Consider the following 19,092-nt stretch of genomic DNA (forward strand, 5'->3'; position numbering starts at 1 on the left):
CATCTAGCTCGCGGCCCGCTTCAATTCGGACTTGAGCGGGCCCCGAGGTGCCCCATCCATACTGGCTTCGTTACCCAATCAGCGGGAGGAATGATGGTCGGTCAGAGTAGTTCAGATGTCGTGATCCTCGGCGGCGGTCTTGCGGGTCTAACGCTCGCGATCCAGCTCAAGCAGGCACGCCCCGAGACGAGCATCGTGGTGTTGGACAAGCGGGAAGGGCTGGCGCCGGAGGCCGCGTTCAAGGTCGGCGAGTCGACGGTCCCCGCGGGCGCGCACTACTTCGCCGAGGTCGTCGGCATGAAGGAGCATCTGGACAAGTTCCATCTGAAGAAGAACGGGTTGCGATTCTTCCAGCCTGCGGGCGACAACGGCGATATCACGCGCCGGATCGAGCTGGGACCGGCCGACTTCCCGGCGCACGACAACTATCAGATAGATCGCGGCCGCTTCGAGAACGAGCTGACCCGCCTCGTGCTCGCTGCGGGCGTCGATCTGCGGCAAGGCTGCGCTGTGCGGGACGTGACACTGCGGCCGACGGCAAACCATTCCATCTCCTTCACACAGGGGGGAGCGGAACGCAGCATTGACAGCCGATGGCTGGTCGACGCCGCCGGTCGAGCGGGCGTCATCAAGCGCAAGCTCGGCATCGGACGCGAGGTCGCGCACACGATCGACGCATCGTGGTTCCGCCTGGCCGGTGGAATCGACCTCGAGCAGTGGGGAGCGGACAATCCCACGTGGATGGGTCGGATGCGCAAGGTCGGCATCCGCCAGTTCAGCACGAACCACCTCATGGGCCCCGGGTACTGGGTCTGGCTGATCCCGCTGGGTTCCGACCACATCAGCATCGGGATCTGCGCCGATCCGCGCCTCCACCCCTATGCGGAGATCAGCGACTTCGACCATGTGCTCGACTGGCTGCGCAGGCACGAGCCTCAACTAGCGGAGGTCGTGTCCTCGCGAGTGGACAGCGTCGCGGACTTCCTCACCGTGCAGGACTTCGCCTTCGGTGTCGACCGCGTGTACTCCCAGGACCGGTGGACGCTGGTTGGCGAGGCGGGTGCGTTCGCCGACGCGTTCTACTCCCCCGGATCCGACATGATCGGTTACGGCAACTCCGTCACCACCGATCTCATCACGCGGGATCTCGCTGGCCTGGAGATCGGCGAGCGAGTCGAGTACTACAACGACTTCCACCTCCGGACCTTCGAGTTCGTGCTCTCGAAGATCGAAGACCACTACCCGGCATTCGGCAATCCCGTGGTGATGGTCCCGAAGCTCTGCTGGGACGCCATGCTGAACCATGTCGGTGTCGTGCTGCTGTTCGTCAAGAACAAGTTCGTGGATTACGAGTTTCTCCAGCGGGTGCGCAACGACATCGAGCGCTTCTACGCGATCAACGACCGAGTGCAGCAGATCTTCCGCGACTGGCACCTGCTTGAGCAGGTGGAGACGCCTGGCCCCGCGCAGGCGTACGTCCCGGCCAAGGCGATCCGCGAGAGTCACACGGCGCTCGTCCTCGACTATGACGACGACGAGCTCAGCTCGGCCATCGCGCGCAACGTGCGCATCGCCGAGGCGCTCGCCGTCGGGATCTTCCACAGGGCCGCTCGCAACTTGAATCCGCGCCCGGACCCCGCTGTACCGGTGAACCCCTATGCCGTTAGCTTGAGGCCTGACGACTGGCAGACCAACGGGCTCTTCGCCGGCGACGTGCTCCTGACCCTCGCCCAGGCGGATGAGATTTCGGAGGGAATGCAGGGGCTGTTCATCGACCGGCTTCTTGACGGTGCCGCGTGAACACGCATGCCCCCAGGGGCATGGATCGGACGGATTCCATGCGAGTGGACCCACGGATGTTCCGCAGCGTCTGCGGAAACTTCGCGACGGGCGTCGCGGTGGTGACGAGCGGAACGACCAGCCCTGTGTCCGGTTTGACGGTGAACTCGTTCACCTCGGTGTCCCTGGACCCGCCGCTGATCCTAATCTGCATACAGAACGAATCGAGCGAGCTACTGGCGCTCAAGCGGACGGGCGCGTTCGCGGTCAATATTCTCGCCGCGGACCAGGAGGACATCTGCCGGGCCTTCGCCAGTCGCCATACCCGTCGGCTCGTTGAGGTGGACACTCGGGAAGGAATCACAGGTGTGCCGATCCTGAGCACGGCGCTCGCCTATCTCGAGTGTCGCGTGGAGCGCGAGGTTTACGCCGGCGATCATGTAATCATCATCGGCGAGGTCCTCGAGCTGGCTGTGCAACGCGACGACGAGCCGCTCGCCTTCTTTCGCAACAACTACCACCAGTTGCTGGTCAGTTCCTAGAACAGCAGGAGGACGCGCATGTCCACCGCCGGGCTACCCACTGCCGCGGTCGAGGTCGCCGCGATCGCGGGCCGCTGTGCCGACGCCGCGGAGCGCCGCCGCGAAGTAGACCCCTCCGTCATGGCGGCCGTGGTGGAGGCGGGCTTTGCCCGGCACTTCACCCCCATCGGGCTCGGCGGGAGGGAGGGATCCTTCGCCGAGCTGATCAGCGCGGTCAGCGTAATCGCCGAGGAGTGTCCAGCGAGCTCCTGGTGCGCATCGCTGATCGCCAGCATCGCTCGGATGGCTGGAGCCTTCCTACCCGAAGACGGACAGAACGAGGTCTGGGCCTCGGGTCCCGACACGGTGCTCGTGGGATCGGCAACACCGCTCGGCACGGCGCGGGCGTGTGCCGGCGGATGGCTGCTTTCCGGACGCTGGCCCTACATCAGCGCCATCGGGTATTCGGATTGGGCTCTGGTGGGCGGCATGGTGCACTCCGACGCGGCGACCGAGGCGAAGCTGTTCGCGGTGCCACGATCCGCGTACGGCATCGAGGACACCTGGTTCAGTGTCGGCATGCAGGCGACCGGGAGCAACACCCTTGTGCTGGACGAAGTGTTCATCCCGGAGCACCGCGCATTCGACCGGGCGGACCTGTTCGCCGGGCGAGCCCGCGATGCTGTGGCCGCCGTAGCGAACTGCTATCGCGTTCCTCTGCAGGCCGTCAATGGACTGATGTTCGCCGCCCCCGCGGTCGGCGCCGCGCTAGGGATGGCACGGACCTTCTCGGCATATTTCGCCGAGAAGGTCGGCAACGCGCAACCGCTCCCGGGGACGACCGGCGTGCAGGGCATCCGCGCCTCAGCGGAGATCGCGCTCGCGCGTGCCTCGGGTGAGGCGGATGCTGCGAAGCTCCTGCTCGACCGAGCAGCGGAGGTCGCCGACCAAGGGGCCGCCACGAGCCCCCTGGATACGGCGCGCAACCTGCGCGACTGTTCGCTGGCCGTAGACCTGGCGGTAACCGCCGTGGACCGACTGATCCGTCAGGCCGGCACGCGTGGACAGTCGACCTCTGGCGTTATGCAGCGCGTCTGGCGGGACGTCACCTCCATCTCGACACATGTGGCGCTCCAGTTCGAGCCCGCTGCGCGGACCTATGTCGACCAACTACTGAAAGCTTGATCAGTAGTTGCCGAGCCCACCGCAGACATTCATCGCCTGCGCGGTGACGGCGGCGGCGCCGTCACCGACGAGGTAGGTGACCATGGCCGCCACTTCGTGCGGCTCCACGTAACGTCCGATGGGAACTCGGCCGGTGATGCGGTTGTGCGCTTCGTCCTCGTCGACTTCCCAGATCCCGGCGTAGTGCTCGCGCACTCGCTCGGCCATCGGCGTCTCCACGAAGCCGGGGCACACGGCGTTCACGGTGATTTCCGTCCTGGCCAGTTCCAGCCCCAGCGACTTGGTAAAGCCGACCACGCCGTGTTTGGAGGCGGTGTATGGGGCCGCGTGGATCACTCCCTGCTTGCCGCCGGTGGAGGCGATATTGATGACGCGGCCAGTTCCGCGTTCCAGCATGCCGCCGATGGTCAGGACCGCCTTCGTCACCAGAAAGACACTGTTGAGATTAGTGTTGATAACCTCGAACCACAGCTCGTCGGCGATGTCGGCGGTCGCACCGCCGCCTGGACGACCAGCATTGTTGACAAGGACGTCGATGCGGCCGTAGCGGTCGACCGCAGCCTGGACGAGGGCGCGGACCTGCCCGGGTGAGGTGACATCGCAGGTACTGCCATCGACGTCGAGCCCGTCGCCGCGAAGCGCCTTGATGGTTTCGGTCAGCGCCTTGTCCGTCCGCGCGCACACATATACCGCGAGTCCCTGCCGAGCGAGCGTCAGGGCGATCTCGTGACCGATACCGCTCGTCGCGCCGGTGACCAAGGCCACCCGCTGCGGCGTGTCAGTGCGTGTGAGAGGTGTCATGCCTCCACGGTCGCTCCCCCACCTCGCGCCCAGGTCGAGGCCAGCTACAGGACGCCCGCGGACTGTTTTGAGGCCGCCTCGACCGCGCCTCTTGGTCGGCCCCGGAGACTGGTCACATCAAAGTCCGCGCGAAGGAGTTCAAGATAATGGACACGGCTCGCGTCGATGTCGGATTGTATGCAGAGGTACTCCAGTACTACGCGCGCCAGATGCAGGCGCTGGACGGGGGAAAGCTGGAGGTCTACGCCGATTCCTTCACCGCAGATGCGGTCTTCGGCCACACGCCCGGCCGGGAGCCGACCCGGACCCGGACGGCGATCCTGTCCGACCTCTATGAGCTGCGCAAGCGGCTCGATGCGGACCCGCAGCAGCGTCGGCACATGTTCACGATGGTCGACATGGAGCCGCAGCAAGACGGGAAGCTCCGCTGCACCGCCTATGCGTTGGTGTTGACCACGCGGCCGGGTGCCGACCCGGGAATGGTGCGTAGCTGTGTGGTGCACGATGTTCTGGTCCGAGAGGACGGACAGCTTCGCAATCAAGAGCGCCTCATCGACTACGACGGGGTCTGAGAGGAATGTTGAGTGGTATGAGCCGACGTGTTGTGATCACCGGAATCGGCGTGCGTGCCCCGGGTGGCCGCGGCGCCAAGGCGTTCTGGGATCTGCTCACTCAGGGGCGGACCGCGACGCGGCGGATCACGTTTTTCGACCCGTCCCCGTATCGGTCGCAGATCGCCGGTGAGGCCGACTTCGATCCGGTCTGGGAGGGCTTGAGCCAGCGGGAGATCCGGCGCATGGACCGGGCGACCCAGTTCGCCGTGGTGTGCGCGCAGGAAGCGGTGCAAGACAGCGGGCTGGATTTCGCCGGACTGGATCCGGCGCGGACCGGGGTCACTCTCGGAAGCGCGGTGGCCGCCGCCACCAGTCTGGAACGTGAATACCTCGTCCTGTCCGACACGGGCAGAAACTGGCTGGTCGAGGACAACTGGTTGTCACCGCACATGTTCGATTACCTGGCCCCGAGTGTGATGCCGGCCGAGGTGGCGTGGAAGATCGGCGCGGAGGGGCCGGTGTCAATGGTCTCCAATGGCTGCACCTCGGGGCTGGATGCCGTGGGGCACGCCTGGCAGCTCATCCAGGAGGGGGCCGCGGATGTGATGGTCGCTGGCGCCGCCGACACGCCGGTCACACCCATCGTCGTCGCGTGTTTCGATGCGATCAAGGCGACGACGCCGCGCAACGACGAGCCGGAGACCGCCTCCAGACCGTTTGACAGCTCTCGCAGCGGTTTCGTGCTCGCCGAGGGCGCGGCCATGTTTGTGCTGGAGAACCTCGAGTCCGCGCGTCGCCGTGGCGCGCGCGTCTACGCGGAGGTGAGCGGGTACGCGACGCGCTGCAATGCCTATCACATGACTGGCTTGAAGCCCGACGGCAGGGAGCTGGCCGAGGCGATCCGAGTGGCGTTGGACCTTGCCCGAATCGAAAACACCACTATTGATTACATCAACGCCCACGGCTCGGGAACTAAGCAGAACGACCGGCACGAGACCGCGGCGTTCAAGCGGGCCCTTGGCCAGCACGCCTATCGGACGCCGGTCAGCTCGATCAAATCGATGGTCGGCCATTCGCTCGGTGCCATCGGCTCCGTGGAGATTGCCGCCTGCGCGCTCGCGATCGAGCACGGTGTCGTGCCGCCGACGGCGAACCTGCACGAACCGGACCCCGAATGCGATCTGGACTATGTGCCGCTCACTGCGCGCGAAATGGACGTAAACACTGTTTTGACGGTCGGCAGCGGGTTCGGCGGCTTCCAGACCGCCATGGTGTTGCAGCGCCCTACGTCGGAGAAGGCATGACAGCCACGGTAATCACCGGAATCGGCGCGCTCGCGTCCAACGGCTTGGGGACGGAGGCGTACTGGGACTCCACGGTCAAGGGCCGGCACGGAATCGGCGAGATCTCACGCTTCGATGCGACCCGCTATCCCGTGCGGCTGGCCGGGGAGATCCAGGACTTCGACGCAGCCGAGCACCTGTCCGCCCGGCTGCTGCGGCAGACCGACGTGTCGACCCGTCTGGCGCTGGTCGCCGCCGCCTGGGCCCTGGCTGACGCCCAGATCGACGCGGAGAGCCTGGTGGACTACGAAATGGGCGTGGTGACTGCGAACGCGCTCGGCGGATTCGAGTTCACCCATCGCGAATTCCGCAAACTGTGGACCGAGGGGTCGCAGGCGGTGAGCGTCTATGAGTCCTTCGCCTGGTTCTACGCGGTCAACACCGGCCAGATCTCGATACGGCACGGCATGCGAGGCCCCAGCAGCGCGCTGGTGGCGGAGCAGGCGGGGGGGCTGGACGCGATCGGGCACGCACGGCGTACGGTGCGGCGCGGCACGCCGCTCGTGGTGACCGGAGGGGTGGACTCGGCCTTCGACCCATGGGGTTGGGTATCGCAGATCGCGAGTGCCCGGCTCAGCGACCGAGAGGATCCGACCAACGCATACCTGCCCTTCGACCGGGATGCCAACGGCTTCGTCCCGGGCGAGGGTGGCGCGCTGCTGGTGCTCGAGGACGCCGAGGCCGCGCAGCGCCGCGCAGCGCCGCGCATCTACGGCGAGATCGCCGGATACGCCAGCGCCTTCGACCCCGCGCCTGGGCTGGGCAGGCCCCCGGCGCTGCGTCGAGCCATCGAATCCGCTTTAACCGATGCCCGGATAGGCCCCGATGCGGTCGACGTCATCTTCGCCGACGCCGTCGGGATCCCCGAGTTGGACCGGGCGGAGGCGGCCGCAATCCGGGAGGTCTTCGGCCCGCGTGGTGTGCCGGTGACAGCTCCGAAGGCAGCGTCCGGTCGGACCTATTCCGGCGGTGGGCCACTCGACGTGGCGAGCGCTCTGCTGTCCATCAGGGATGGTGTGATCCCGCCGGTCGCCGGAACCAGCGAGGTCCCCGACGAGTACGGCGTCGACGTGGTCTACGGGACGCCCCGAGATCGTGATGTCCGCACCGCACTCGTGCTGGCCCGAGGGCTGTGGGGATTCAATTCGGCAGTAGTTGTCCGCGCCTGGGAGCACTCGCACTGAGCAGCGGACCATTGCCACCGTGACCAACCTCTCCCAGGAGACACGATGAACATCACCATCGACGAGATACGCCTTATTCTGATTGCCAGCGCCGGCGCTCCCGAGGTCGAGGTCGCGGAGAACGACTTCGCCGACACCAGTTTCGACGACCTCGGGTACGAGTCGCTGGCGCTCCTGGAGTCTGCCGCGACGATCGAACGCGACTATGGTGTGCGGATTCCCGACGAGCCTCTCATCGCGGCCAAGACACCCCGCGAACTGGCCGCGATCGTCCAGGCGGCACAGGCTGCGACGCAGTCATGAGCACACTTACCCGCCGAATGGAACACAGCAGGGTGGTAGAGGCCCCGGCGGACCGGCTGTATGCGCTGGTCGCTGACGTCAGTCGGTGGCCGGTAATCCTCGGTCCGTGCATCCACGCCCGCCAGCTCGAAATGGTCGGCGACAACGAGCGAATCGAAATCTGGGCCCACACGAACGGCGAGGTGAAGTCGTGGACCTCGCGCCGGCTGCTCGATTCGTCCGGCCTCCGGATCGCCTTCCAGCAGGAACGCAGTGCGGCGCCGATAGCCGCGATGTCCGGAGAATGGTCGTTCCTCCCCGCCGGCGATGGCCGGACGCGTATCGTCCTGGCACACAGCTTCTCGGCAGTCGCGCAGGAACCCGCGGCCTTGGACTGGATCGCCGAGGCGGTTGACCGCAACAGCATTCAGGAGCTCGCTGCTCTCGGAGAGGTCGCTGCACTCGGGCACCCGCCGGACCAGTTCGTATTCGGCTTCAGTGATCGCATTGAGCTGCCTAGAGTCGCGCTGGGCGAGGCATACGACTTCATCTACCGATCGGACCTCTGGCCGGAGCGCCTCCCGCATGTGCTGCGGGTAAGCCTGCACGAGCAGCCCGGCAGTGTGCAGGAGATGGAGATGGAGACGATCACCTCGGACGGCAGCGCGCACACCACCTCCTCGGTCCGGCTGTGCTTCCCGCTCCGGCAGATCGCCTACAAGCAGACGGTGCTGCCTGCCCTGCTTTCAGGACACAGCGGAATCTGGGAGTTCGAGCAGGTCGACGCCGATGTGGCGATCACCTCGCGACACATGGTGGCCGTGGCTCCCGCCGCCGTGGAGCGTGTCCTCGGTCCCGGGACGACGCTGGATCAAGCGGGTGCGTACGTGCGCGATGCGCTCGGTGCCAACAGCCGCGCCACCATGGAAGCGGCTGGCAGATTCGCCTCGTCGGCGGTGCATCGGGCATGACCGAGCCAGGAAAGCTGGTCAGCATCGTCCTGGCGCAGGGCGCCGATACCGAGAGCCCGTGCATGGTTGCGGGTACTCGCGTCTTCACTCGACGGCAGGTCCGCAACGAGGTGGCACGATGCCTGATGGATTTGCGGAGCAACGGGCTCGGTCAGGGAGACCGGGTGCTGGCGCTGCTCGATCACGGCCCGGAGGCTGTATTCTTTCTTGCGGCGGCGAGCGCGCTAGGTCTTCATCTGATGATGCCGTATGGCCTGCAGGCGGCGGCTCTGCCGGAATGGTTGTCCATTGCGGAGAATGCGCGGCCTGATGTCGTCATCCACCAGAAGCGCGACCGTTCGGGCCTCGACGTCCTGCGCGATCGCTGCCCCAGCGTCGTCGAGCTACCATTCCCGCCGGGCGACAGCCCGGACCGCGAAGTTGAGATCGACTACCCTGCTCCCATCGTCAACTTCCTCGTCCTGTTCACGAGCGGGACCACAGGCAGGCCGAAGGCCATCAGCATCAGCGAGGCGCATATCTGCGCGAGGATGGCCAGCGTCACGCGGATGATGGGATACAGCCCGGACGCGCGCATATTCATGACGGGTCTGATGAACAACACCACGGGTGTCATCAACTCGTTCGGGGCACTGCTGCACGATGCCACGGTCGTGTTCCCCGAAGATCCGAATCCGGCGCACTGGCATGCCCAGGTGGCGGCCCATCGGGCTACCCACCTTGCGCTGCGGCCGGTAGCGCTCAAGCAGTTCGTGGCCGCGGTCGCCACCGGCGGCCACGATCTCTCGTGCCTCCGCGTGGTGTCGTACGGCGGAGCGGCCGTTCCCCACGCGGTGTTGGAGCAGGGCCGGGAGCTTATTCCGTGCGACTGGATCCAGGGATACGGCCTCACCGAAACCTATGGGCCGTTCTGCTTCCTGGATGAAGCGGGGCACACGGACCGCCGTTATGCGAAGCATATCTACTGCATCGGTCGCCCCGACGACACCCTCGAGGTGCGGCTCGTCCCGGTAGCCGGCCACCCGGACGGTGTCGGCGAGATCCTGGTCCGCGGTGCCGCGGTGATGGAAGGCTACGTGGATGTCGCCGACGGCACGATCCAGCCGCCCGGGGAGTGGCTGCGCACCGGCGATCTGGCGGAGTGGAGCCCTGAGGGCGACCTCGTTCTGAAGGGACGCAGCTCGGGGGTGCTGTTGAGTGAGAACGGCCATCGCATCTACCCCGAGGAGATAGAGGCGGTGCTGGGTGGCATGCAGGGGGTCGATGAAGTGGTTCTGGTCGGCCTGCCTGGATCCAGGATGCCCCACGAGCGCCCGGTGGCGTGCCTGTGCGGGCCCATCGGCGCGCAAAGTCCCGATACGGTACGGAGCACCGTGGCCGGCGAACTCGAGCGCAGCCTGGCCCGGGAGAAGTGGCCCGACTTCGTTTACGCGACGGCGAGCCCATTCCCCAGGAGCGCGAACGGCAAGATCATGCGAGGCGAGGTAGCCAAGGGGATCGATCACGCCGCAGTGGTCGAGCTGACTGGTGACGGCCGTGACTGACGCCGTGAGCCGGCTGCGGGTCCCCGAATACGTCTATAGCGCACTCGGTTACTTGTTTCCGAGGTTGCTCTTCCTCAACGGGCGTTACGCCCCACAGGTGCACTGGGGTGATATCGCGGCGGCGCTGGACGGATTCCCGGCCGATGACCTGGATCTGGGATCGGCGCCCTTCTGGAACGTCTGGCGCGAGCGGTGGACGGTGCAGGCCGACGGCTACGTGGAGCTCGCCGAACGCTCGAGTACGGCGGCGGGTCGGTCGCGCGCGATGCGGAGTGCGGCGGCATGCTATCACTGGGCGGAGTTCCAGTACTTCGATGACGCGGATCTGAAGCACCGGCTGAGGCAGCGGATCCGGGAGTGCTTCATGCGTAGTCTCGACGGCACTGATCTCCGTGTCGCCCAGCGGCGCTTGCCCGCGAGCCCAGACCGTCCCGAGGTGCCGTACTGGCTGCTGACCACGCCGGCCATGCGCGATGCTCGGCGACCGCTGCCGGCAGTGGTGCTCTCCAACGGCATGGACTCGGCGACGGAGGTCGAAATGATGGCGCTGGCCGAGGCGTACCTCGACCGCGGCATCGTCGCGGTCCTGTTCGAGGGCCCCGGCCAGGGGATCCAACTCGGGCAGACGCCGCTGCGGATCACGATGGAAGAGGTGGTCGCCGACCTCGTGGAGCAGCTGGGTGCCGAGCCTGGAATCGCCGTCGACCGTCTGGGTTTCGTCGGGATCAGTTTCGGAGGTTATCTCGCGCTTCGGGTCGCGCGCGCTCTGGGGGGCTCATTCCGATGCGTCATCAATTTCGGCGGAGGTCCGAGCATCGGGAAGTTCAACGGTCTCCCACGTCGACTGAAGGACAACTTCCGGTTCGCCTTCCAGGTGGACAGCGAGGTGGATCTTCAGCCCCGCTTCGATGAGCTCGCGTTGGAACCGGGTCCCGCGCCGGCGACAGAGATCTTGAGCATTCACGGCGCTCTCGACGATATCTTTCCGGTCGAGGCACTGGCCGATCTCGATCAAGCGTGGGGATCGCGGCACCGACTTGAAGTGCACCCGCGCGAGGCGCACACCAGCCTGAACGTCATCAACGCCTACACTCTGGAAGCTGCGGACTGGGTCGCGGATCGCCTCGCCGACCGTCCCTGACGCCACCCGGGCCGTGTCCGCCGACAAGGCGAGGTGGCACCCACCACTTCAACATGCCCTGACTCGGTACTGCAACGGCCCTTGTGAGGGTCGACGTCGCCGGTGGTGGCAACATCGGGCCTGGTGTTGGCGGCATCGCCGCCAGCATGACCAGGCCTGGACGAAGGGCCGAGATCCGGCACCCCGCTGGGCGGCCAGCGCGGCGACCACCTCGTCCGCTCTGGCCCGGCCCATGGTCGTGATGACCAGCTCATCGTTGCGCTTCGTGGCCAACATATATAGGGCAGGCCGTGCTTTTCGCGCCAGACCAGCAGGTACCTGGCCTGCCCGTAGGTCTCCTCCGCGGTCACCCAGGAGAACGGGACCCCCGCGGCCACCGCCCGTCCGGCCTGGCGATCGCCTGCCGCGGCTTCGACCCTGCAAACCGACCCAGCCACCAGGCGAAAGATCGAGGCTAGAGGATCGCGTCGACCAGGTCCCGGCGGTCGTGCTTCTCCCGACGGCCGACGGTGTCGACAGCAGCGCTCGACCAGCGCCCACTGCGCGCCGGTCAGATCAGACGGACAGCGATTCGCCGGAGCTGGCCCTCAGGCCAGGGTGAATGTCGTGGTAAAGGCCGGCGTTTTCGCAGACGCGCATCAGCAGCGAGGTGAACGCCCTCGCCTCGGCCGCATCCAACCCGCCGAGCAGCTTGGCTTCGAACTCGCTCACCAAGGCTTCGGCTTCAGCATGCAGCTGGCGACCGGCTGGCAGCAGGCGCACGGCGTGGGCACGGCGGTCGGTGGGGTGCGGCTGGCGGTCCACGAGGCCACGCCGCTCCATGTCGTCGACCAGGCCGACCATGACGTTGCGGTGGACGCTCAGCGGCGCGCTCAGCTGGTGCTGGCTGAGGCCATCCTGCTCGATGAGCAGGCTGAGCACACCGAAATGGCGTGGGTGGATGCCCAGCGGCGCCAGTTGCGCGATGAGCTGCTCCTGCACGTGGACATCCAGCTGGGTGATGAGGCAGGCGGGGTGCTCGAACAGAGGCTGCGATCCCATGCCCTCATGGTACCCGATCTGGATTATCACCTTGCGTGATAGTCATCCTAGATGCATACTAGTCGGCATGGCTCATGAGATCTCTTCACCGGCCGCGCCGCCGCGAGACGTGGGAGACGTGGGAGAGGTGGGAGACGACACCCTCCCGGACCCGCGACGCTGGCTCGCCTTCGGGATCGTCCTGGTGGCCGGGTTCATCGACTTGGTCGACTCGACCATCGTCAACGTCGCCGTGCCGAGCATCCAACGCGACCTCCACGCCGAATACGCCCAGATCGAGTGGGTCGTGGCAGCCTATGTGCTGTCCTTCGCCGCATTGCTGATCCTGAGCGGACGGCTCGGCGACATCTATGGACGAAAGCGTGTGTTCGCCATCGGCATGGCCGGGTTCACGATCGCCTCCTTGTTCTGCGGGGTATCGGTCAACCCTGGCATGCTCATCACCGCCCGGTTCGCGCAAGGCGCGGCGGCCGGCCTGATGGTGCCCCAGATCCTCGCAATCCTCCGCGTGACTTTTCCCCAGAACGAACGCGCGAAGGCCGTGGCCATTTTCGGCGGGGTGACCGGCTCCTCGGCCGTGTTCGGGCTGGCGCTGGGCGGCGTGATCGTGCAGTGGAACCTGTTCGGCTGGCAGTGGCGCCCGATCTTCCTCGTCAATGTCCCCATCGGCATTGCCGCGCTGATCGCCGGAGCGTTCCTCATCCGCGAATCCCGCTCGCCCCAGAAACCGAAGCTCGACGTGATCGGGATGCTGCTCGCACTTGCCGCGGTGACGCTGCTGGTGTACCCGCTCACCGAAGGCCGTCGTCTGGGGTGGCCCGCGTGGATCTTCGCGATGGTGGCCGGCGCGGCCGTGCTGCTCGGAGTGTTCATCGCTTTCGAACGGCGCCGGATCGCCACCGTGGGTTCCGCGCTGGTCGAATTCGATGTGTTCCGCTCCCGCCCGTTCTCCGTCGGCATGGGCATGTGGTGGCTGTTCTGGATCGCAGTAGGTGGGTTCTTCTTCGTATGGACACTTTTCCTACAGGAAGGTCTCGGCTGGACTCCGCTGCACGCCGGCCTGACCGCCGCAACCTTCGCCATCGGCGTCGGGATTGGCGCTGGCAATGCGCCCAACAAACTCGTCCCGAAGTTCGGCCGCACCGTCCTGGTAGTCGGTGCGCTTCTCAACGCCGCGGGCTTCCTGGCATTCGCCTGGCTGGCATGGCATTATGGTCCCAGCCTCAGCTCTTGGCAGATCATCCCCGTGCACGTGGTGTCCGGGATCGGCTGGGGAATGGTCGTCGCGCCCACCCTGGATCTACTCCTCGGCCAGGTCCGCGGCCGCGAAGCTGGCAACGCTTCGGGCCTGCTCAACACCGTTCAGCAGCTCGGCCTAGCCCTCGGCGTGGCGCTTGTCGGTGTCGTGTTCTTCACACTGCTCGGCCACAGTTCCAGCCGCGGCACCGATGCGGTGGCGCCTGGCTTGCGGGCTGAACTGAATGCTGTCGGTGTCTCTACACAGGCGCAGGACGAGACCCTCGCGAGCTTCCGCACCTGCGTGCAGAAACGATCTTCGTCCATCGATCCGACCGTTGTCCCGGCGAGCTGCAGCACGACTGGAGCGGACGGGCGCACGGCCGCCGCGTTCACCGACGCCGCCGCCCGCGCCAATGCGAAGAACTTCTCCTACGCGTTCAGTGGCGTGTTGCTCCTCATCAGCGGGATCCTTGTCATCGTGAGTCTCGGCTTCCTGGCGCTGCCCAAGCACGCACGGATGGCGAACCCCCTGATAGATTCCGAACCCAATCCGGTGACAACGTAGGCCGCCAAGAAGACCCGGAAGAGGTGTACCGAAAGTGACGAATGTACTGGTTCTCGGTCGCGAGCGTCATCTGGTTGACGCATCGATCGCGATCATCACAGAGAACGGGTTTCAGGCTATCGGCGTGACTCGGGACGAGGAGGCCTTCGCGCTACTCGACACCGGGCAGTTCGCCGCGGTGCTGGTGGGCAGCGGGGTGGAGTTCGCGTCACGCCCGCCCGTCAAGCGGCACGCGGCCCCACACGGAACCGTGGTACTCGAAGCTCGACGAGTGCCGATGCAGACCGTCCAAGAACACGTGCGCGATGAGATCGTCCCACAACTGCGCCAACTCTAGGCTAGCGACCGCGTGAGCCCGGCAAGAATTCATGTTTATTCTTGTCGGGCTCACGCCGCGGTGGCGCGCAGAGCTGTTGCGGAAACTTACGTCCCGCCGGCCTTGTTGACGGCATCGATACGCGAGACCGCCCCCAGTTTCCTGTAGATGTTACGCAGATGCCGTTTGACGGTCCCCTCGGTGATCGCGAGGCGCCGGGCTATCTGGGCGTTGCTCATGGCTTGCGATACCAGGACGATGATCTCCTGCTCGCGCGCTGAGAGCCGCCCGGACGGTCTCGTGGGCATCGTGGAGAGGCTCTCCCGCGAGATCGACAGGATGATCCGCGCGTCGTCGTCGCGGACTGCGCGCACCGCCGAGAGCAGGTCGACTCTACTGACGGTCTTCAGCAGGTAACCGTGGACTCCCAGGGACAGCAGCCGCCACACCACTCGCGGGTCGTCATACATGCTGAGGATCAGGATTCTCACTTTGGGGAAGTCTGCGGCCAGCTTCTCGACGGTGGCTATGACGTCTTCGCCGGGTATCTCAACGTCGAGCAGAACGAGGTCCGGGGGGTTCCGGCGGATCAGCGTGAAGAGTTCGTAGGCCGAGCCCACGGCGCCGGTCACGACGAGGTCGTCGACATTGAGAAGCTCGCACAGGCCGTCACGGAAGAGCACGTGATCGTCGGCCACGACGATGGAGAACGGTCTATCGGCCAAGGTCTGCACCGGAGACCCCGGGGACGGGAACGGAGATCGTCACCGTAGTACCCTTCTGGGGGTAACTACGAATAATGGTGTCGCCGCCGAGGAGCGCAACCCGCTCACGGAGGGACTCGATACCTCCAGGGCTATCGAGTGTCGATATCTCGAACCCGATTCCGTCATCGACGACGGAGGCTTCGAGCAGTTTGTCATTGATGACCACGTCGACTCGGATCAGTCTTGCCCGGGCGTGCTTGAAAGAATTTTTCAGCGCTTCGCGAATGACGAGAAATATCTCGTTTAACACATAGCCCGGCATCTTCTCCTCGTCACCCCGAACCGAAATTCTAACATCGACGTCGTCGGGGCACACCTCCTCGATATAGGAGCGGAGCGTCGACTCGAGTTGTTCGACGGCTGCTTCGGCCCGCAGGCCTCTGGTGGTACCCCGAATGCCGGCCATGGCACACCGGATCGCGTCGTGTGCGTTCTTGATCTTCTCTGCGGCTTTGATCGGTTCCCTGTCGAGATAAGTGCGGTAGAGATCCAGACTATGATTCGCGATGCTGACGCTGTGGCCGATGGAATCGTGGAGTTCACGGGAGATCCGTCGCCGTTCCACCATCTGCGCCATGTAGACCTCTTGAAGTAGGAGGCTCCGGTTGGCGAGGGCTCCTTCTCGGACCATGGTCAGCAGACTGCGTTGGAGAGCCCTGGCAACATCGGCCATCAAGCGGGCCCCCTCCGACGTCCCGGACAGTTCCACGGCGACCGCGTCTAGTGTCACGTCGAAAAGCAGGTTGGCGGCGGTGATCAGTTCGGGTACGCTCACGACGATCGCTTCGCTGGTGCGCAGCCGAGGATGTGGGATCGGTGGGGTGTTGGCGGCACGGCGCAGATCTTCTATGGTCTCGGTCAGCGCACGTGATGCTCTCTCAATGAATGCACCGGCCGTGGTCGGATCGTCCAGTATCCTGCTTCCACTGCTATGCAGTCTGATCTGGAGCTCGTCGAGTATGGATTCTCGATTTGCATCCAGAAAGAAAGAGGGGGAAAGATAATCGCCAACCGCCACCTCAATCCTCCCATGACCTAGTAGTTCCCGTAGATACAAAGTATCCTTAAGACGAGCACAGCAGGATGGCCACTCAATATGCTGAGCATAGCAGCACGATCGGTCAATGTCACCATTCTACGTAGCATCCATTCACGCTTCGCTCTGACGGGCCGCTGAGCTGGGTAAATGCCCACCGCCGACCGGTGTCGCGAACACGACAAGTGCCTCCGGGACGCACCGGCGCACCTGCGCCAGGTTGCGGAGCAACAGATCGACCAGCCATCGCGACACATCCTTGGGCGGCAACCGGGCGACATCCTTCCGCGCAGCGCCTGGTAGAGCAGCGCCTGGTAAAACCGTTCAGCCAGGGAACCGGACAGCATAGCGAGCCCGGACTGGTCGGGGTAATCAAGGTTTTCGAGGTGTCTGCCGAAGAAGGCTCGCGGCAACCCTAATACGACGACCGGACGCACCGTCCCCGGCCAGGTGCCCTCCACGGTGATCCCGGCCATGCAGACGTGATAAGCGCCATCATAACCCAATGCCGTTTAGCATATTTTGATCATGCTGTTCGGGGGTTCAGTGGGTAGAGGCGGACTGTGGCGGGCCCGGGTGGCAAACGGAGGCGGGCCGGGTCTCTTGACGTGGTAAGCGTTGCGGCGGCCGCGTTTGATCGCCCGTGGACAGGTGCGGTGACGGCGGGGTGGGACGAGCCGGGCGGTGAGTTCGGCGTGGATGGCGGGCAGCGCGGCGTGCCAGTCCTCAGGGGGGAATGTCCGCCGTACCGGTGGCGGTGCGGCGGGCCAGGCGGACGGGGCGGGTGTAGCTGACCCGGTCGGGGTCGATGTCGGCGGCTTCGGCGGCGCGGGCGACCAGACCGCCAGGGCGTGGTGCACGAGCAGCCACGCCCAGATTTCCTTGTGGGCGAGGTCAGGCAGCCGGGAGCGCAGTACCCGGCCGGGTCCGCGCAGGTGGGTTTTGAGCTGGTCGTTGGCGGTTTCGTCGGCGGGGCCGAGCAGTGTCGTGAGATTGCGTCTAGGCGCCGGTGAGCAGTGACCTGATCCGCTCGGGGCCGACCGCGAGCAGCAGGGTGGGCAGGCGCGGGCCGGTGTCGCGGCCGACCAGCAGGCGGTAGACCAGGACGAAGAACGCGCGCTGGGCCTGCTTGAGCTCGGTGGTGGCCGGCGCGTCGGCGGGCAGCCCGCGCAGCAGCTTCGGCACGGCGTAGGTCAGCGCGGTGAGCCCGTTCAGCGACCAGTCCTCCTCGAGACCGTCGACGAGGATGGCGATGGCCTTCGTCTCGTCGGCGCTCAGCGCCGCCAGCGTCGCCCGGTCCGGCTCGGTCCGCACGATGGTGCGCTGCTCGGCGGGCACGTGCTCGCGGGTCCAGACCCGGGCGCAGTCCAGCCGCGGCTGGAGGTCGTCGAGCGTGAACGACGCACCCGGCGTGCCGTCGGCTCCGCTCCCGCCGGGCGCATCGGTGCCGCGGGCCTGGCGCAGGATCCGCAGGATCTGGGTCGGGTCGTCGGCGGTGATGTCGCAGATCGACGACAGCAGCCGGAAGGGGAACACGGTGCGCGGCGCGTCGACCGGGCCGTGCCCGGCGGTGCCCCGCGAACGCGCCGCCACGGTCGCCTCCGCGGGCTCGGCCGCGCCGTCGTCGACCCGGCGGTTCAGCGCGTCCCACTCGTCATAGACGCGCAGCACCTCCGGCCCGAAGTCGACGGTGATGGCCTGGTTCGGGCGGCGCCGGGCGTAGAGCCAGCGAACGATCGCCGGTTCCAGGATCTGCAGGGCGTCGGCGGGGGTGGGGGCGCCGCCGGCGGACCCGGAGAGCTTCGCCCGCCCGCGGACCCCGACGAAGGAGTACGGCAGGTACACCGGCGGCTCGCCGCCGAACACCTCCCGGACGATCTGACCGCCGACGGTGAAGCTCGACCCCGGCGAGGAGTGGTCCACCCCGCCGGCCTCGAAGGCGACGTTCTCGAACGCCCAGCGCATCGGCCAGTCGACCTTCCACACCAGCTTTCCGGTCGCCGGCCCCCGCACGTCGAACCGGCCCCGGTTGGCGCAGGCGGAGCAGGAGTAGTCGCCCTGACCGGCAGCCGGGTCGAAGGCCGACACCGCCGTCGTGTCCCGGCCGCAGACGTCACAGTAGGGCCGGAACGGAAAGTAGGCCCCCGCCGAAGCCGAACCCTCGTCGTCGGCGGCGCCCTCGTCCGCGGCGACGTCGACGTCGGCCGGCGCGGGGTCCCCCGCCGGGGCAGCGGCAGCGGGCGACGGTTGGAGCGTGCGATAGCGGCCGAGGATGCCGTCGATGGCGGGGGCGGCGGCGATCGCCCGGGAGATGCCGTCGACGTAGGCGCCCGAGCGGTACATCTCGGTCTGGCTGATCTCGCGGACCTCGATGCCGAGGCGGCGCAGCGCGTCCCGGAACGGCGCCTTGAACCGCTCCGCCCAGCTCGGGAACTCGCCCCACGGGTCAGGAACGGCGGTCAGCGGCCGGCCGACATGCTCGGCGAAGTCGGCGGGCACCCCGGCGGGCACCTTGCGCAGCCGGTCGTAGTCGTCCCAGGACAGGATGTGCTCGCAGGGCACCCCACGGGAGCGGATTTCCTCGGCGACGAGGTGCGGGACGAGGATCTCCCGCAGGTTGCCGAGGTGAATGGGCCCCGACGGGCTGATCCCGGACGCGCAGACGACCTTCCCGTTGCCCGGGCGCCGCTGCGCCCGCTCGATCGCTTCGTCCGCGGCCTTGGTCATCCAGTCCCGGCGATCAACCACAGTCCCACCACATCCCGACGTCGAACCCTTGACAACAACCCTAACGGTCGGGGCATGGACTCCCCCGCTCGCCGC

At 66.3% G+C, this 19,092-nt stretch carries 18 protein-coding genes; 12 read left to right on the forward strand and 6 right to left on the reverse strand.

Features of this window, described 5'->3' with window-relative positions; all coding sequences use genetic code 11:
* Positions 1–120: 120 nt before the first annotated feature.
* Genes FRAQA3DRAFT_RS15310 through FRAQA3DRAFT_RS15320 form a run of 3 tightly spaced genes read left to right on the forward strand, consistent with a single transcriptional unit; the run spans position 121 to position 3,485 of the window.
* Complete coding sequence (locus FRAQA3DRAFT_RS15310; RefSeq protein ID WP_198287093.1) at positions 121–1,800, forward strand: NAD(P)/FAD-dependent oxidoreductase; 1,680 nt, start codon at positions 121–123, stop codon at positions 1,798–1,800.
* A gap of 56 nt (positions 1,801–1,856) precedes the next feature.
* The gene (locus FRAQA3DRAFT_RS15315; protein WP_198287094.1) at positions 1,857–2,321 is read left to right on the forward strand and encodes a flavin reductase family protein; all 465 of its coding nucleotides are present in this window, start codon (positions 1,857–1,859) and stop codon (positions 2,319–2,321) included.
* 18 nt (positions 2,322–2,339) lie between these two features.
* Positions 2,340–3,485, forward strand: coding sequence for an acyl-CoA dehydrogenase (locus tag FRAQA3DRAFT_RS15320; RefSeq protein ID WP_009739941.1), 1,146 nt, complete (start codon positions 2,340–2,342; stop codon positions 3,483–3,485).
* On the opposite strand, the gene fabG is transcribed toward FRAQA3DRAFT_RS15320, so the two are convergent.
* Positions 3,486–4,286, reverse strand: a complete 801-nt coding sequence (gene fabG, locus FRAQA3DRAFT_RS15325; RefSeq protein WP_009739942.1) for a 3-oxoacyl-ACP reductase FabG — start codon at positions 4,284–4,286, stop codon at positions 3,486–3,488.
* Positions 4,287–4,432: 146 nt separating this feature from the next.
* Between fabG and FRAQA3DRAFT_RS15330 the strand changes: the two genes are divergently transcribed.
* The 7 genes from FRAQA3DRAFT_RS15330 to FRAQA3DRAFT_RS15360 are packed head-to-tail and all read left to right on the forward strand — an operon-like array spanning position 4,433 to position 11,305.
* Positions 4,433–4,858: a nuclear transport factor 2 family protein gene (locus FRAQA3DRAFT_RS15330; RefSeq protein WP_009739943.1), complete on the forward strand. Its 426-nt coding sequence runs from the start codon at positions 4,433–4,435 to the stop codon at positions 4,856–4,858.
* A gap of 17 nt (positions 4,859–4,875) precedes the next feature.
* Positions 4,876–6,144 carry a beta-ketoacyl synthase gene (locus FRAQA3DRAFT_RS15335; protein WP_009739944.1) on the forward strand — a complete coding sequence of 423 codons (1,269 nt, stop codon included), beginning with the start codon at positions 4,876–4,878 and terminating at the stop codon, positions 6,142–6,144.
* A complete protein-coding gene (locus FRAQA3DRAFT_RS15340; RefSeq protein ID WP_009739945.1) occupies positions 6,141–7,367 on the forward strand; it encodes a ketosynthase chain-length factor in 1,227 nt (408 codons plus the stop codon). The genes FRAQA3DRAFT_RS15335 and FRAQA3DRAFT_RS15340 overlap by 4 nt, the downstream gene beginning before the upstream one ends.
* A 45-nt stretch (positions 7,368–7,412) precedes the next feature.
* Complete coding sequence (locus FRAQA3DRAFT_RS15345; RefSeq protein ID WP_009739946.1) at positions 7,413–7,670, forward strand: acyl carrier protein; 258 nt, start codon at positions 7,413–7,415, stop codon at positions 7,668–7,670.
* Positions 7,667–8,620 carry an aromatase/cyclase gene (locus tag FRAQA3DRAFT_RS15350; RefSeq protein WP_009739947.1) on the forward strand — a complete coding sequence of 318 codons (954 nt, stop codon included), beginning with the start codon at positions 7,667–7,669 and terminating at the stop codon, positions 8,618–8,620. Before FRAQA3DRAFT_RS15345 ends, FRAQA3DRAFT_RS15350 begins: the two co-directional genes overlap by 4 nt.
* Positions 8,617–10,164, forward strand: a complete 1,548-nt coding sequence (locus tag FRAQA3DRAFT_RS15355; protein WP_009739948.1) for a class I adenylate-forming enzyme family protein — start codon at positions 8,617–8,619, stop codon at positions 10,162–10,164. The genes FRAQA3DRAFT_RS15350 and FRAQA3DRAFT_RS15355 overlap by 4 nt, the downstream gene beginning before the upstream one ends.
* Positions 10,157–11,305: a S9 family peptidase gene (locus FRAQA3DRAFT_RS15360; RefSeq protein WP_198287095.1), complete on the forward strand. Its 1,149-nt coding sequence runs from the start codon at positions 10,157–10,159 to the stop codon at positions 11,303–11,305. The genes FRAQA3DRAFT_RS15355 and FRAQA3DRAFT_RS15360 overlap by 8 nt, the downstream gene beginning before the upstream one ends.
* Positions 11,306–11,860: 555 nt before the next feature.
* Here FRAQA3DRAFT_RS15360 and FRAQA3DRAFT_RS15365 read toward each other — a convergent pair.
* Positions 11,861–12,346, reverse strand: a complete 486-nt coding sequence (locus FRAQA3DRAFT_RS15365) for a MarR family winged helix-turn-helix transcriptional regulator (protein ID WP_035922965.1) — start codon at positions 12,344–12,346, stop codon at positions 11,861–11,863.
* Between the two features lie 67 nt (positions 12,347–12,413).
* Here FRAQA3DRAFT_RS15365 and FRAQA3DRAFT_RS15370 point away from each other — a divergent pair, with 67 nt between their 5' ends.
* Both FRAQA3DRAFT_RS15370 and FRAQA3DRAFT_RS15375 read left to right on the forward strand, forming a co-directional pair.
* On the forward strand, positions 12,414–14,150 hold the full coding sequence (locus FRAQA3DRAFT_RS15370; protein ID WP_009739951.1) for an MFS transporter: 1,737 nt from the start codon (positions 12,414–12,416) through the stop codon (positions 14,148–14,150).
* Positions 14,151–14,184: 34 nt separating this feature from the next.
* Complete coding sequence (locus tag FRAQA3DRAFT_RS15375) at positions 14,185–14,487, forward strand: hypothetical protein (RefSeq protein ID WP_009739952.1); 303 nt, start codon at positions 14,185–14,187, stop codon at positions 14,485–14,487.
* Between the two features lie 86 nt (positions 14,488–14,573).
* Here FRAQA3DRAFT_RS15375 and FRAQA3DRAFT_RS15380 read toward each other — a convergent pair whose 3' ends face one another.
* The 4 genes from FRAQA3DRAFT_RS15380 to lysS form a co-directional block, all read right to left on the reverse strand.
* Positions 14,574–15,200 (reverse strand): response regulator transcription factor, encoded by a 627-nt coding sequence (locus FRAQA3DRAFT_RS15380; RefSeq protein ID WP_009739953.1) that lies wholly within the window; start codon positions 15,198–15,200, stop codon positions 14,574–14,576.
* Positions 15,181–16,251 carry a sensor histidine kinase gene (locus FRAQA3DRAFT_RS15385; RefSeq protein ID WP_009739954.1) on the reverse strand — a complete coding sequence of 357 codons (1,071 nt, stop codon included), beginning with the start codon at positions 16,249–16,251 and terminating at the stop codon, positions 15,181–15,183. The genes FRAQA3DRAFT_RS15380 and FRAQA3DRAFT_RS15385 overlap by 20 nt, the downstream gene beginning before the upstream one ends.
* A 744-nt stretch (positions 16,252–16,995) precedes the next feature.
* On the reverse strand, positions 16,996–17,139 hold the full coding sequence (locus tag FRAQA3DRAFT_RS37295) for a hypothetical protein (RefSeq protein ID WP_232292067.1): 144 nt from the start codon (positions 17,137–17,139) through the stop codon (positions 16,996–16,998).
* Between the two features lie 129 nt (positions 17,140–17,268).
* Positions 17,269–18,996, reverse strand: a complete 1,728-nt coding sequence (gene lysS, locus FRAQA3DRAFT_RS15390; protein WP_009739955.1) for a lysine--tRNA ligase — start codon at positions 18,994–18,996, stop codon at positions 17,269–17,271.
* Between the last annotated feature and the right edge of the window lie 96 nt (positions 18,997–19,092).

Source organism: Frankia sp. QA3, assembly GCF_000262465.1.
Taxonomy (GTDB): Bacteria; Actinomycetota; Actinomycetes; order Frankiales; family Frankiaceae; genus Frankia.

Excerpts from the sequence above, each read along its gene's own strand:
- FRAQA3DRAFT_RS15315 (WP_198287094.1), top strand. The coding sequence starts at position 1,857 with ATGTTCCGCAGCGTCTGCGGAAACTTCGCGACGGGCGTCGCGGTGGTG.
- lysS (WP_009739955.1), bottom strand. The coding sequence starts at position 18,996 with ATGACCAAGGCCGCGGACGAAGCGATCGAGCGGGCGCAGCGGCGCCCG.
- FRAQA3DRAFT_RS15370 (WP_009739951.1), top strand. The coding sequence starts at position 12,414 with ATGGCTCATGAGATCTCTTCACCGGCCGCGCCGCCGCGAGACGTGGGA.
- FRAQA3DRAFT_RS15335 (WP_009739944.1), top strand. The coding sequence starts at position 4,876 with ATGAGCCGACGTGTTGTGATCACCGGAATCGGCGTGCGTGCCCCGGGT.
- FRAQA3DRAFT_RS15345 (WP_009739946.1), top strand. The coding sequence starts at position 7,413 with ATGAACATCACCATCGACGAGATACGCCTTATTCTGATTGCCAGCGCC.
- fabG (WP_009739942.1), bottom strand. The coding sequence starts at position 4,286 with ATGACACCTCTCACACGCACTGACACGCCGCAGCGGGTGGCCTTGGTC.
- FRAQA3DRAFT_RS15365 (WP_035922965.1), bottom strand. The coding sequence starts at position 12,346 with ATGGGATCGCAGCCTCTGTTCGAGCACCCCGCCTGCCTCATCACCCAG.
- FRAQA3DRAFT_RS15355 (WP_009739948.1), top strand. The coding sequence starts at position 8,617 with ATGACCGAGCCAGGAAAGCTGGTCAGCATCGTCCTGGCGCAGGGCGCC.
- FRAQA3DRAFT_RS15320 (WP_009739941.1), top strand. The coding sequence starts at position 2,340 with ATGTCCACCGCCGGGCTACCCACTGCCGCGGTCGAGGTCGCCGCGATC.
- FRAQA3DRAFT_RS15330 (WP_009739943.1), top strand. The coding sequence starts at position 4,433 with ATGGACACGGCTCGCGTCGATGTCGGATTGTATGCAGAGGTACTCCAG.
- FRAQA3DRAFT_RS15350 (WP_009739947.1), top strand. The coding sequence starts at position 7,667 with ATGAGCACACTTACCCGCCGAATGGAACACAGCAGGGTGGTAGAGGCC.
- FRAQA3DRAFT_RS15340 (WP_009739945.1), top strand. The coding sequence starts at position 6,141 with ATGACAGCCACGGTAATCACCGGAATCGGCGCGCTCGCGTCCAACGGC.